The sequence below is a fragment of the Pseudorhodoplanes sinuspersici genome (genome assembly GCF_002119765.1).
GTDB classification, from domain to species: Bacteria; Pseudomonadota; Alphaproteobacteria; order Rhizobiales; family Xanthobacteraceae; genus Pseudorhodoplanes; species Pseudorhodoplanes sinuspersici.
The window spans coordinates 3,480,012-3,493,401 of record NZ_CP021112.1 but is presented as its reverse complement, the minus strand read 5'-3'; the positions used below and the strand labels follow the sequence as shown (position 1 = coordinate 3,493,401).

Annotated in this window: 15 protein-coding genes; 13 read left to right on the top strand and 2 right to left on the bottom strand. The window is 59.5% G+C overall.

Annotated features, from left to right (window positions below; genetic code table 11):
* Positions 1-82: 82 nt before the first annotated feature.
* The 4 genes from CAK95_RS16940 to CAK95_RS16925 all read left to right on the top strand — a co-directional run bounded on the left by CAK95_RS16940 (position 83) and on the right by CAK95_RS16925 (position 3,029).
* Entirely contained in the window at positions 83-625 is a 543-nt protein-coding gene (locus tag CAK95_RS16940) for a hypothetical protein (protein ID WP_120265340.1), read from the top strand.
* A gap of 106 nt (positions 626-731) precedes the next feature.
* Positions 732-2,099 carry an LLM class flavin-dependent oxidoreductase gene (locus tag CAK95_RS16935; protein WP_086088965.1) on the top strand — a complete coding sequence of 456 codons (1,368 nt, stop codon included), beginning with the start codon at positions 732-734 and terminating at the stop codon, positions 2,097-2,099.
* Positions 2,100-2,102: 3 nt separating this feature from the next.
* Positions 2,103-2,609, top strand: a complete 507-nt coding sequence (locus tag CAK95_RS16930; protein ID WP_086088964.1) for a flavin reductase family protein — start codon at positions 2,103-2,105, stop codon at positions 2,607-2,609.
* A 195-nt stretch (positions 2,610-2,804) separates the two neighbouring features.
* The gene (locus CAK95_RS16925; RefSeq protein WP_086088963.1) at positions 2,805-3,029 is read left to right on the top strand and encodes a hypothetical protein; all 225 of its coding nucleotides are present in this window, start codon (positions 2,805-2,807) and stop codon (positions 3,027-3,029) included.
* A gap of 24 nt (positions 3,030-3,053) precedes the next feature.
* Here CAK95_RS16925 and CAK95_RS16920 read toward each other — a convergent pair whose 3' ends face one another.
* Positions 3,054-4,223 carry an FAD-dependent oxidoreductase gene (locus CAK95_RS16920; RefSeq protein WP_342588014.1) on the bottom strand — a complete coding sequence of 390 codons (1,170 nt, stop codon included), beginning with the start codon at positions 4,221-4,223 and terminating at the stop codon, positions 3,054-3,056.
* 211 nt (positions 4,224-4,434) lie between these two features.
* On the opposite strand from CAK95_RS16920, the gene CAK95_RS16915 reads away from it, so the two are divergent.
* A complete protein-coding gene (locus CAK95_RS16915; protein WP_086088961.1) occupies positions 4,435-4,905 on the top strand; it encodes a type II 3-dehydroquinate dehydratase in 471 nt (156 codons plus the stop codon).
* A complete protein-coding gene (locus CAK95_RS16910) occupies positions 4,902-5,837 on the top strand; it encodes a 2-hydroxyacid dehydrogenase (protein WP_086088960.1) in 936 nt (311 codons plus the stop codon). Before CAK95_RS16915 ends, CAK95_RS16910 begins: the two co-directional genes overlap by 4 nt.
* Here CAK95_RS16910 and CAK95_RS16905 read toward each other — a convergent pair.
* Entirely contained in the window at positions 5,796-6,752 is a 957-nt protein-coding gene (locus tag CAK95_RS16905; RefSeq protein ID WP_086088959.1) for a LysR family transcriptional regulator, read from the bottom strand. The two genes, CAK95_RS16910 and CAK95_RS16905, sit on opposite strands and share 42 nt — an antisense overlap.
* A 112-nt stretch (positions 6,753-6,864) precedes the next feature.
* On the opposite strand from CAK95_RS16905, the gene CAK95_RS16900 reads away from it, so the two are divergent.
* From CAK95_RS16900 to CAK95_RS16870, 7 genes are all read left to right on the top strand, one after another.
* Positions 6,865-8,319 (top strand): 4-hydroxyphenylacetate 3-hydroxylase family protein, encoded by a 1,455-nt coding sequence (locus tag CAK95_RS16900; RefSeq protein ID WP_086088958.1) that lies wholly within the window; start codon positions 6,865-6,867, stop codon positions 8,317-8,319.
* Positions 8,316-8,819 carry a flavin reductase family protein gene (locus CAK95_RS16895; RefSeq protein ID WP_086088957.1) on the top strand — a complete coding sequence of 168 codons (504 nt, stop codon included), beginning with the start codon at positions 8,316-8,318 and terminating at the stop codon, positions 8,817-8,819. The genes CAK95_RS16900 and CAK95_RS16895 overlap by 4 nt, the downstream gene beginning before the upstream one ends.
* 14 nt (positions 8,820-8,833) lie before the next feature.
* Positions 8,834-9,250 carry a RidA family protein gene (locus CAK95_RS16890; RefSeq protein ID WP_086088956.1) on the top strand — a complete coding sequence of 139 codons (417 nt, stop codon included), beginning with the start codon at positions 8,834-8,836 and terminating at the stop codon, positions 9,248-9,250.
* Positions 9,251-9,463: 213 nt separating this feature from the next.
* Positions 9,464-10,492, top strand: a complete 1,029-nt coding sequence (locus tag CAK95_RS16885; RefSeq protein WP_086091481.1) for an ABC transporter substrate-binding protein — start codon at positions 9,464-9,466, stop codon at positions 10,490-10,492.
* 58 nt (positions 10,493-10,550) lie between these two features.
* A complete protein-coding gene (locus CAK95_RS16880) occupies positions 10,551-11,435 on the top strand; it encodes an ABC transporter permease (RefSeq protein ID WP_245303438.1) in 885 nt (294 codons plus the stop codon).
* Between the two features lies 1 nt (position 11,436).
* Positions 11,437-12,255 (top strand): ABC transporter permease, encoded by an 819-nt coding sequence (locus tag CAK95_RS16875; RefSeq protein ID WP_086088955.1) that lies wholly within the window; start codon positions 11,437-11,439, stop codon positions 12,253-12,255.
* A complete protein-coding gene (locus CAK95_RS16870) occupies positions 12,236-13,390 on the top strand; it encodes an ABC transporter ATP-binding protein (protein ID WP_245303437.1) in 1,155 nt (384 codons plus the stop codon). The genes CAK95_RS16875 and CAK95_RS16870 overlap by 20 nt, the downstream gene beginning before the upstream one ends.

Sequence of the window (13,390 nt, the reverse complement as noted above, 5' to 3'; positions counted from 1 at the left end):
CCGGCTGCAACCGCACAATCAATATTCTTGAGCGGTTGCGATTGGCTCCTACGATCGCGCCATTCGAACAAGGATGCGATCGATGGCCAATCTCGACGAGCGAATGCTGATTTCAAGGTCGCGGCGCATCCTTATTCCTGTAAAGCCGTCCGAGATCAGCGAGCTGTCCGCGATCCTGGATGACATTCGTCCGCATATTCATCCCTCGTGTTCGCTGCAGCTCCTGGCGCTTTGTCCGCCCTTCCTTAGCGGCGCCGATGGCGACCTTGCTTATGCGCACGGCTTCCACCACGCCGCCGTTCTGGATGAGACACGCAGCGCGCTCATTCAACTCGTCGGCAAGACACGCTGGAACACCGCCCGTTTTCAGACCGCTGTTTGCGAAGGCGGTCTATTGCGGATCGTCGGCGCGGCGCGCAATAACCTGTCGGACCTCATTCTGCTGGCGACGCCCGGGTGGACAGCATCGCGGCTGGCGCGATGGAAGATCGCCTATCTGCGACGGCTGTCGGATTGTCAGGTGCTCGTTTTGGGACGGCAGCAAGGGCCGGCCGACGGTCTGCCGATCTCGCTCGGCGCGATGAAGCGCGCCCTGACAACTGGCGCCGCATTCGCGCCCGCCTGACGCAAACGACCCGCAGGCCCGCTTCGACATCATACCTGGATTATATTTGGCGCCTTGTCGTGATGGCCGGCGCGCGCCTATGTGTAGGATCTCTGGAGATCCGACAATGGCAGCCAAGCGGCAACTTCATCTCGGCGCCTTCATGCGCCCGGTCAGCCTGCATACCGGAGCGTGGCGTTATCCCGGTGCCTATCCCGACGCCAATTTCAATTTCTCGCATCTGAAGCGCTTCGCGCAAACCCTGGAGCGCGCGAAGTTCGACGCCTTCTTCATGGCCGATCACCTGGCCGTGCTGAATATGCCGATCGACAGCCTCAAGCGCAGCCACACGGTCACATCGTTCGATCCGCTGACCCTGTTACCGGCCCTTGCCGCTGTGACCGAGCGGATCGGACTTGTCGCGACTGCATCGACCACCTTCGATCAGCCCTATCACATCGCGCGAAAGTTCGCCTCGCTCGATCACATCAGCGGCGGGCGCGCCGGCTGGAATCTCGTCACCACCTCAAACCCCGATGCCGCGCTGAATTTCGGCCTTGAAGATCACATGGAGCATGGCGAACGCTACCGGCGGGCGCGCGAGTTCTTCGATGTGGTGACGGGTCTGTGGGATAGCTGGGCCGACGACGCCTTTATCCGCGATGTCGATAGCGGCATTTACTTTGATCCGGACAAGCTGCATGTGCTCAACCACAAGGGAGATTATCTCTCCGTGCGGGGGCCGCTTAACATTGCACGCCCGATCCAGGGCTGGCCGGTGATCGTTCAGGCCGGAGCGTCGGATGCCGGCCGGCAGATTGCGGCTGAGACAGCGGAAGCGGTGTTCACCGCACAATCCACACTCGCGGCCGGCCAAAAATTCTACGCGGATGTTAAAGGCCGCATGGAAAAGATCGGCCGCAATCCCGATCACATGAAGATCCTTCCGGCCGCCATGGTTCTCGTCGCCGACAGCGTACAGGAAGCGCAGGACAAGCGCGCCAGGCTCGACAGCCTCGTTCACTATGACAGCGGCCTTGCGTCGTTGTCGATCGCGCTCGGTCATGACGCATCGAAATTCGATCCGGACGGACCTTTGCCGGAGATTCCTGAAAGCAATGCCAGCAAAACCAGCCGGCAGAATGTGATCGATCTCGCACGCAAGACCAATATGACCGTCCGCCAACTCGCGCAGCGGCTGGGTGGCTATTCCGGCCTCGCCTTCGTCGGCACACCGCGGACGATCGCCGACGAGATGCAGGAATGGCTTGAGCAACGCGGCAGCGACGGCTTCACCGTGAACTTTCCATATCTTCCGGCTGGCCTCGATGATTTCGTGGAAAAGGTCGTGCCGGAATTGCAACGCCGCGGTATCTTCCGCACGGAATATCGTGGTGCGACGCTGCGCGACCATCTGGGATTGCCACGCCCCGAGAATCAGTTTTTTCGTTCCGATGCGAAGCCAGCAACACATGCCGCCGGCAGCCGGAGCTAGGTCATGAGCGAAAACCCTTCAACGACTGCGCCCATCGATGCCAAGACATTCTGGCGCGCGCTTGGCATGCGCGCGATCGGCGTGAGCGTCGTCACCGCGCAAGGCGAGGACGGCCCGGCCGGCTTCCTGGCGCTATCGGCGACGCATGTCACGGCCGATCCACCATCGATGCTTGTCTCGATCGATGACCGCACCCACGCGCTCCAGGCGGTGCTGCAGAGCCGCCACTTCGCGATCAATTATTTGCCAGGCAGCGAACAGGCGCTGGCTGATTCCTTTGGTGGCCGCGGCGCACTCAAGGGCCATGATCGTTTCGAGCCGGGCCGCTGGCGAACACTGACGACCGGCGCCCCTGTTTTCTCCGATGCCATCGGCGCGATCGATTGCACGCTGGAAGAGACATTCCGCTTCCACAATACAACGATCGCGATCGGGCGCGTGGCCGCGTTTCACCTTTCCGAACGGAGCGATGCGCTGCTATTCTATCGCGGGCAATACCGGCAGGTCTGATCCCGGACCGGGAAAGATGGCGGGAGGAACAATATTGACCCGATGATGTTGCGAAGCTGAGCCGCACCGCCATATCATTTGCGGCACTGACGATATCGCCTTTGAGGCGTCATGCAGCAGCGTGCAGAGGACCCCGTTGGAACAGCAGGTTACGCCGCCGGTTTTGTAGATAGCGAAATCGCCAGGAGGAATCGAATGGCTGCTCTCACGCGCGATGAGATCATTTCGATACTTGGGCCGGTTGACGACGAACTCGTCACAGCCGTCGTGGCGACCCAAGCCACCGCCGAACAGCTCGTTCAAGCGATGGCGTGGGTTAATAATGACGAAGCGCTGATCAATGATGGCCAGCCGTTGCCGAGCGGTCAGGTCGCCGAGCTGGTCGAACTATTGTCGCCCGAAGTGGATGAAGAACCCTAGCGGGCCAGGGCGCGCCCGAATTGTCTACCGTGAAGGCGGGCATTCCGGGGAACGCACATGTTCGGGCCGCACGCCAAAGCCGATGCCGCGCGCCATCATGCCCTGCAGCCACGGCACCGCATTGACGATGCGAAGCAGCAGTGGAGGCGTGAGTTCACCGCCCTGCAATACCGGACTGATGATGCGGTTCTGGACCTGCACTTGAGCCGCCTGAATCACTTTCACCGGAAAGAGCCGTCGCGCGCGAACGGCATCGAGATCGTCCGCGTTCACGGCGCCATGCCGTAGTTTCTGCGCCAGAATATTGGCTGTCGCCACCGCATCCTGAATCGCCAGATTGATGCCGACCCCGCCCACCGGGGACATGGCATGGGCGGCATCGCCGATGCAAAGCAAGCCGGGCAGCGACCACGTTTTCAGACGGTTAATGGTGACTGTCAGCAGCTTGATGTCGTCCCAATCCTTGAGATCATCGATGTGTTCGGCAAGCGCCGGCAGGATGGAGACGACGCTGTTCTTGAACGCCGGAAGGCCGCGCGCCTTCAAGGCTTCGATCTGGCCTTTCGGTATGGCATAGGCGCATTGCCAATAGTTTCCACGGTCGAGTGTGATCAGCAACCCGCTCCTTTCGGCGTGAGCAAGCACCGGATCGATCAAAGCGTCGCTCTTGCCGATACGGAACCAGAGCACGTCTATCGGCGCACCGATGTCCTCGACCTCCAGTCCGGCACGCTCGCGCACAATCGAATGCCGACCGTCGCAGCCGACGGTCAAATCGGCGGTGATCCGAAGCTCACCCTCAGGCGTCCGGGCGACGACGCCGGTCACCGTGTCGCCCTTCCACTGCAGATCGACAACTTCGGTGCGCTTCAAAATCTTCAAGCTGGGAAAACGTTCGCCAGCATCCGCAATGAAGTCCAAAAAGTCCCATTGCGGCATGAAGGCAACAAACGGGCACTTTGTCTTAACATGTGTAAAATCAGCGATGCGGAGCCTGACTCTGCCGAATTCGCCGCTCAGTTTGCTTATTCTCTGGTGCGGACGCTTCAAAAAATCCTGCAACAAGCCAAGCTCATCCATGACCTGCATGGTCGAGGGATGCACGGTGTCGCCGCGAAAATCGCGCAGAAAATCGGCGTGCTTTTCCAGCACGATGGTATCGATGCCCGCGCGGCCGAGGAGATAGCCGAGCATCATGCCTGCGGGGCCGCCGCCGACAATGCAGCAGCGGGCGCTCATGTTGCGCGGAGAAGACGGGCTCTGCTCCATCGTGTCCAACTCTCGCCGATCGATGCTTTGCATTTTGAACCGGTAGCAGCATAACCGTATCAATCCGGATGGACTCTCGCTAACGTCTTCTTTTACTAATGCCTTCTTGCAAATTTTCCTCTTATCGGAGCAGACCGTGACGCAACGGCGGATCACTTTTCTCAATGGGCCCAACGCTAATCTCTACGGGCTGGACAGCAAGGGAACCTATGGGTCGGAAAGTTTCCCGCAGATCGAAGCACGCTGCCGCCAACATGCGGAAAGCCTCGGCGTCAGCCTGGACTTTCGGCAGTCAAATCATGAAGGCGAGTTGATCGACTGGATCCAGGCGGCAAGGCTGGATGCCGATGGCCTGCTGATCAACGGCGCCGGGCTGACCTACACATCGATCGCAATCCTCGACGCGCTGCTCTCTTTCGAAAAGCCGATCATCGAAGTGCATATGAGCAATATCTACAAGCGTGAGCCGTTCCGGCATCATTCGTTCATTTCAAAAGCCGCGACCGGCATCGTCGCCGGCCTCGGACCGCTCGGCTATGAACTGGCCATCACCGCAATGGTCGAGCTTCTGGCAAGGGCGGACAAGGCAAAGGCGGACAAGGCATGAGCCGCGACGCGCTTATTTTCTACAGTGAATTCGACGACCCGAGGGCCTGGAAAGCCACGCTGACCAACGAATTGCCCGACCTCGACTTTCATACCGATCCGGAAGCCGTCGATCCGGCCAACGTGCATTATGCGCTGGCCTGGAAACCACCATCCGGCTTTTTTTCGCGGTTTCCCAATCTGAAGCTCGTGACCAATCTCGGCGCCGGCGTCGACTCTCTGGTCGGACGCAACGACCTGCCGGATGTACCGATTACGCGCCTCTCCGATACCGGCATGGTATCGTTGATGACGTCGTATGTGCTGTTTGCTGCCATCCGCTATGCCCGCGACATTCCCATTTTCGAGCGCGCTCAGCGCCGCAGCGAATGGCGTTACGTGCATCCACGCGCGTTATCGGATATCCGCGTCGGAGTGCTTGGACTTGGCGAACTCGGCACACCTGCCGCAGCGGCCCTCGCCGGCGTCGGCTTCGATGTGCGCGGCTGGAGCCGAAGCCTCAAGCAGATTGCCAACGTCAAATGCAGCGCAGGACTTGAAACGCTCGATACGTTCCTCGGCGAAACCGAGATCCTGATCATCCTGCTGCCGCTGACGTCGGAGACGCGCGGATTGCTCGATGCGCAACGCCTGTCGTTGCTGCCGTGGGGCGCAAAGCTGGTCAATGCGTCACGTGGCGCGGTCGTCGATGAAACCGCACTGATTGCAGCGCTAAAATCGGGGCAAATCGCGGAAGCGACCCTCGATGTCTTCACGGTCGAGCCTTTGCCAAAGGACCACGTCTTCTGGGGCATGGACAACGTGCTGATCACGCCGCACCTGGCCAGCATCACCGTGCCGGAGGTCGCGGCCCGCGAGGTCGCGGAAAGCATTCGTCTCGTGCGCCAGGGACTACCGCCTCTTCACCGGATTGACCCGGGGCGGGGTTATTGATCCCGGCGCGAAGATGCCGGACGTCGAAAAAGCGGTGTGCACGTAGTCCTGGAAAGCCTGGACAGCAGGGCGTGTCGCATAGTGCTTCAATCGCAAGGTCATGATGCGCGTCGGCGGCAACGTCTCATCCAGCGCCAGCACCGCGATGCTGTTACCGTCATAGGCGATCGTTGTGGCGGGGATCGCATTCTGGATCGCAAAGCCATGCCCGTGTGCGACCAGCCCGCGGATCAGCTCCTGCGACCGTGAGCGGAAAACAATGCGCGGCGACAGTCCGACCGCCCGGAAGAGACCGAAAAAATAATCCCGCGAATGCGGCAAATCCAACAGGATAAAGGGTTCTTCAGCCAGGTCCTTCAGGCTGATCGAGCGGCGGCGCGCCAATGGATGATTGGCGGCAACGATCGCATAGGGCGGCAGATCGATCAGCGGTTCGGCGTCGATTTCATCCGGTACGGCAAGATTATAGGCCAGCGCCAGTTCGATCCGTCCGGCCTGCATCATCGAGATCATCTCTTCCTGATCCCCCTCCTGCAGCTGCACGGTAATGCCGGGATATTTCTGCGCAAAACCGGCAAGCAAGCCAGGCATGAACCGGATCGCTAAAGTCAGAAAGCAACCGACCGAGATTTCGCCTTTCAGTGCGTCGCCGAGTTCGATGGCGTTCTGGGTGAAATCCTGAGCATGCTTGAGCAAGAGGCGGGCTTCGTTCACCACCCGCTCGCCAACGGGGGTCAACGTCACCCCACGGGCATGGTGGCGGATGAAGAGCGGGACGCCGATTTCGGCTTCCAGCTCCGCAATGGCACTGGAAATCGAGGGCTGCGACACGTTCAACCGCCTGGCCGCATCGGTGACATGACCGCTATCGGCGGCGGCCACTACATACCGGAGCTGGCGCAACGAGAGGTTCATAGGCCCTTCCTTCATCAGAAAATCCGATGAAGATTGATAGAATAAACTATTTTACCGATTTAGTTGCGCCGCGCAAACTTTGATCCAGGTCAAAGCGCGGAGAGAGAAGACGATGATCCGAACGGGCGAGCAGTACCGCGAAGGCCTGCGGGACGGACGGGAAATCTGGATCGACGGTGAAAAGGTCGCAGATCCCACCAAGCACGTCGCCTTGAAGCCGATCGTCGATATCCGTGCCCGCATGTACGACATGCAGCACGAAGACGTTCACGCCTCGACCCTGACCTATGTCGAGGACAACAGCCAGCATTCGATCTTCAACCGCCTGCCGCGCGAGCAGAAGGACTGGCACGATAAATGGGCCGCCTGCGATGCGGTGATGAACGATATCGGCGGTGTCGTGACTCGCGTTGGCGACGAAACTGTCGGTGAGATGTGGTCGCTCTATGATGGCCGCGATGTTCTCAACGAGATCGATCCGCGCTTTGGCGACAATATCGCCAACCACATCCAGGCGGTGATCGAGACCGACGTCTTCCATGTGTCTGCCAACACCGATCCCAAAGGCGACCGCTCGAAAGCGCCGCAGGATCAGGACCCGGACATGATGGTGCATGTGGTCAAGGAGACCGATGCCGGCATCATCGTCCGCGGCGCGAAATACGAAACCGCTTCAGGCTATGCGGATCAGGCCTTCCTCAAGCCTACAGTCGGCGCCTGGACCAACGAACAGTTGTCCGACTATGCCGTCGGCGGCATCGTCAAAATGGGCGCGCCCGGCGTCAAGCATATCGCGCGGTCTGGTTTCGCCGGCCGCGCCAGCGCAGCCGATTATCCGCTCGCCAATAAATTCGACGAAGTCGACTTCCTGATGGTGCTGGACAACGTCCTGATCCCCTGGGAGGACGTCTTCTTCTATCGCCACACCAAAGCGGCGCAATATATCCGCGGCACGCTGCACCGTTACTCGGCCTTCCCCTATACGCTGCGCATTCTCTACGTCGCCGACATGATGATCGGCGCCGCGATGTGGAACGCAAAGCAGACCGGCCTCGACAAGATGCAGGCCGTGCGTGAGAAGCTGGCCGATCTTGTCTGCTATCGTGAAGGCATCAATGCTCATCTCACAGCCGCGATCGCTGCTGCACAGAAGAGCCCCGGCGACCTGCTGATGCCCAACCAGTCGATGCTGTATGCCGGGCGCATTTTTGCCTGTGCGAACCTGCCGCAGATGATGCACATCGCCCGTGAATTGTGCGGCGGCCAGATCTGCGTCACCCCGAACGAAGCCGCTTTCAAGTCCGCCGGATCGGGAAGCTGGCTGGAGAAATTCTACAGCCTCAACGACAATTGGCAGGCCGAGGATCGCCGCAAGCTGCTGGCCTTCGCCCGCGACCTGCTCAATTCGGACTATGCCGGTCATCGGCTGACCTTCATCCAATTCGCACAGGCGCCGCATTTCAATCATCTGGCGGCGGTCTACAATTCCTTCGACTTCTCAGGCCCCCTCGACTTTGTAAAGCGCGCCGCCGATCTTTCCGATCGCGTGACCATCGGGAAAGCATGACACAAGCCGTAAAACCGGACTTGGCCGATCGTTTCCGGGAGACGATGCGACGCACTGCGTCCGGCGTCGCCGTCCTCACCACGGATGGCGCGGCCGGGCGCGCCGGTATTACGGTCTCGACCCTATGCTCGCTGTCAATGGAACCGCCGTCTGTCGTCGCCTGCGTGCATCGCGATAACCGCGCGCTCGACACGATTCTGGCCAACGGTGTTTTCGCAGCGAATGTACTGGCTGACGATCAGGAGATCGTTGCCAAGACATTTGCCGGCATGATCCCAGAGATGCGGCACGACCGTTTCGCCAGCGGCCGCTGGCAGCAACTCGCAACCACCGCTCCCGTCCTGCAAAATGCGCTCGCAGCATTCGACTGCAAGACAGCATCCACGTTCGATTTCGGCACCCACCGCATTCTGATCGGCGAGGTTGTCGAAGTCGACAACCGCGATGGCGCACCTCTATTATTCGCCGACCGCAATTTCCGCAGATTATTGGCAGCATAGGAGTCATCGTCGCCGTGTCCCATCTTCGTATCCGCAAATTCAACACGCGCGACGCCTATCCCGAACAGCAGCTCGATAACGATGTGTGCATGGCCGTGCGCGCCGGCAACACGGTCTATCTGCGCGGTCAGACCGCGATGGATCTTGACGGCAAGATCGTCGGTATCGGCGATGCGGCAGCGCAGACCGAAAACGCGATGAAATGCGCGAAGATCCTGCTCGAGGAAGCTGGCGCGACGCTGCAAGACATCGTCAAGATCACAATTTACATCACCGATCGCGCTTATCGCGAGGCGGTGTATCGTGTCGTCGGCAAGTGGCTGAAAGGCGTTTTTCCGGTATCGACCGGAATCATCGTCCAGGGCCTCGCCAAACCTGAATATCTCATGGAGATCGACATCATTGCGGAGATTCCTGCGGATCGGGGCTGATCCGCGACACAGCATAACCGTTACACGCGTGTCGGGCGCGGCGATGACGGACAATGAAGAAAAGATCGTGCCGAGCGGCACGAAGGGAAGAAGCTTTTGAAGGGCACGACGTAATGGAAATCGTTGCACGGGAGTTCCATTGCAGAACTTGGCGTCACCCGATGGCGCGCAAATTGCTTGCCCTCGGGACGATCACAGAGAGGGAGTATGGGCATGAAACGAATTCTCGTCGCATCCGCGGCACTCGCAGTCACCATGTGGGCGGCACCATCATTCGCTGCCGAAAAACTGATCATCTCGAGCTGGGGCGGCAGCTGGAAAGAACTGATCGAGCAGACCGTCGCCAAGAAATTCAAGGCGGAAACCGGCGCTGACGTCGAGTTCGTCACCGGTGGCACCATCGACCGGCTGAACAAGGCGAAACTCGCCAAGGGCAGCCCGGAAAGCGACGTCACCTTCACGACGTCACATGTCGGATGGCTCTATGCCAATGACGGTCTCTATGAGACGTTGGATATGGCCAAGATCCCCAATGCGAAATTTCTGGTCGATCAGGCCAAGATCAGCCCCTATCACATTGGCTCATGGGCCTATGTCTACACCATCGTGTATCGTCCCGATCTCGTGCCGGCCGATATCAAATTCGATAGCTGGGCCGATCTCTGGAAACCTGAACTGAAAGGCAAACTGTCGGCGCCCGATTTCGACACCAGTCATCTCGTCGCTGTTGCGGCCAAGCTTGAAGGCGCCGATGCCGCGAACTGGGAAAAGGGCAGCGCCAAGCTGAAAGCGCTGAAGCCGAACTTCAAGGCTTACTACGCCAACGACGCGGCCTCGCAGCAACTCATGCAGAATGGCGAAGCGCCAGTGCAAGTCATGCTGTCCATGAACGCCTATTATATTGCGAGCCAGGGCGTGAAGCTGAACGTCGCGATTCCGAAGGAAGGCGCCGTTCTCGGCGTCGACACCATCGGCATCATGAAGGGCTCGAAGAATGCCGATCTCGCCTACAAGTTCGTCAACATCCTGCTCGATCCTGAAGTGCAGAAAGAGATTGCGACGGTGAAGAAAGGCAGTCCCGTCGTCACCAATGCCAAACTCGACCCGGAAGTGGCCAAACTGCCGGGCGTCTTCACAACACCGGACCAGTGGAACAAGGAATCGCTGGTGATTGATCACAAGCTCCGCGCCGAGAAAACCGGCGTATGGAGACAGTGGTTTACCGAAAACGTCATCAACTGATGCCATCAGCCGGGCCGGCATCGTGCTGGCCCGGTATCACTGCGTGTCAGGTTGATCCGTGGATAATCCAGTTCCTGCCCTATCGGCCGATACCCGTCGGCGCCCATTTTTCGGTCTGTTCACGATCCCGGCCCTTGTGGTCGCGATTGTGTTTACGATCGCGATGGCGGCTATCCTGCAATACAGCGTGCGCGCGCAAATCCCTGGCTCGCTTGATGTCGGTGGCTTCACGCTTGCCAATTTCAACGCCATGCTTCGCCCGCTTTATGCGCGTGTCTTCGCCGATACGGTCTGGCTGTGCCTGCTGACAGCCGTCATCAGCCTCGTGCTCGGCTATCCACTCGCCTATGCGCTGGTGCGATCGAGCAACCTGGCCGTCAAATCCTTTATCCTGATCGTGACGGTGACGCCCTTATTCCTCGGCGAGGTGGTGCGGACCTATTCCTGGATCGTCGTGCTGGGCAATAATGGCTTCGTCAATTCGGTTCTGCTCAAAACCGGCATCATAGCGCAGCCGCTTCAACTGCTCTTCACCGTGACAGGCGTCACGATCGCGTTGGTGCATGTAACGCTGCCGGTCGTCGTGGTCATGCTGGCAGCGGCGATTTCGCACATCGATCCTGACTATGAGAGAGCTGCCGAAAGTCTCGGTGCAGGACCGCTGCGGATTTTCTTCACGGTCACACTGCCGTTGTCGGGACCGGGAATTGTCGCCGGCCTGACGACAGCCTTTGCCTGGACCTTCAGCGCTTTCGCGACGCCGCAACTGGTTGGCGGCGGCAAGGTCAATATGGTATCGAATCTCGTCTACCAGCTCGGCTTTGCCAATTTCAATTTTCCGTTCGCAGCCGCCCTCTGTGTCGCAGGCCTGTTACTGACCTATCTGTCCATCTTCATCATGCGGCTCATGTTGCGACCGCTGGAAAAAGTGGGGTTGCATTGACATGGCAAGACCGCTGTCACACCGGATGATGAATTGGGCGGGACGCGCCGCCGTGGTGGCGATCCTTGGCTTCATCATCCTGCCTGCCATTGTGGTCGGTATCGCCGCGTTCAACGACAAGGCACTGCTGTCGTTCCCACCAGAACAATTGTCACTGCGCTGGTTCTACAAGGCGATCAGCTACCGCGATTTCCAGACCGGCTTTCAGAACGGCCTGATCGTGATGCTGCTCTCGTCAAGCATCGCCCTGATCGTCGGCTCAGCCTTCGCCTTCGTGCTCGACCGTTACGAATTTCGCGGCAAAAAGCTGATCGAAGGTCTCTTGTTGGCGCCGCTGGTGGTGCCGCATTTCACGGTCGGCCTGGGCCTTCTCATTCTTGCCGCCCAGATCAGCCTGACACGCACTTTCACGGTCGTGGTCGTCTGCCACGTTATTCTTGTGCTGCCGTTTGTACTGCGCAGCGTCTACATTTCGCTGCGCAATTTCGACGAACGGTTGGAGCTCGCAGCCGCCAGCCTCGGCGGAAAGCCAGGGCGCGTCCTTTTCACCGTCACGCTGCCGCTGCTGATGCCCGGTCTTGTGAGCGGCTGGTTGTTCGCCGCCATCCTGTCCTTCAACGAATTTACCGCCTCGCTGTTCGTGACGGCGCAACGAACGCAAACATTACCTGTCGCAATGTACAATTATGTGCGCGAATATGCCGACCCGACGATGGCGGCATTATCCGTCATCTTCATCGTCGTGACGGCGGCGTTGCTGACCGTTGCGAATGCGTATCTCGGTCTTGGAAAGGTGTTGAATGTCGAGCAGGCCCGCTGAGCTTGTGGCCGAGAAGGTCCATCCGATCATGAATGCCGTCACTCCGGACCGTGATGTCGCGGTGCAACTCGACGGCGTCAGCAAGCGCTTTGGCACGAGCATCGCGCTCGATTCTGCCTGGCTGAAGATCGACCGCGGCGAATTCATGACCCTGCTCGGACCGTCCGGCTGCGGCAAGACGACGTTGCTGAATCTGGTTGCCGGCTTCCTGGCGCCGGACGACGGCGAGATTTTCATCGACGGTGCCCTCGTTACCGATGTGCCGACCTTCGCACGCAAGACCGGAATCGTATTCCAGAATTACGCGCTGTTCCCGCATATGACGGTCGCCAACAATGTGGCCTACGGCCTGAAAGCCCGCGGCGTCGCCAAGGCTGAGATCAACACGCGCGTGGCCGAAATTCTGGCGATGATGAAGCTGACCGGCTTCGAAGACCGTAAACCGCGCCAATTATCCGGTGGTCAGCAGCAGCGCGTGGCATTGGCGCGTGCATTGGTGATCCGTCCGAAAGTTCTCCTTCTTGATGAGCCGTTCTCTGCGCTGGACAAAAACTTGCGCGCATCGATGCAAGTGGAAGTCAAGGAGATCCAGCGGAGCCTTGGCGTTACGACAATATTCGTCACCCATGATCAGAGCGAAGCCCTGTCGTTGTCCGATCGGATTGCCGTCATGTCGGGGGGCCGGATCTGCCAGATCGACAAGCCGGAAGCGCTTTACCGGCGTCCCGCCGACCGCTTCGTTGCATCCTTCATTGGCGAAGGCTCCTGGTTGCGCGCGACGCTCGAACGCTTCGAGGGCTCGAACGCAGTGGTGAGGATTGGCAAAACCGCCCTCACCGTGCCAGCCGGACCTCTGACCGGCATCGCCCGCGGAGCCGACGTCGACCTTTTCATCCGCCCGGAACATCTGCACGTATCGTCCGTGAACGACGCCACGCTCGATGGCTCTGTCGCGGCATCGATCTACCAGGGCGGCCATGTCGATCTTTATGTCGACATGCCGCAGGTGTCGCCGGCGCGCGTCCTGATGCGGCTCAACGCCAAAGATGCCAACGGCATGTGGGATGCGGGCGCGCGGATCATGATCGGCGTCAGCGGCAACGATGCCGTCGCATTTCCGCCGGCGAGTGCATGA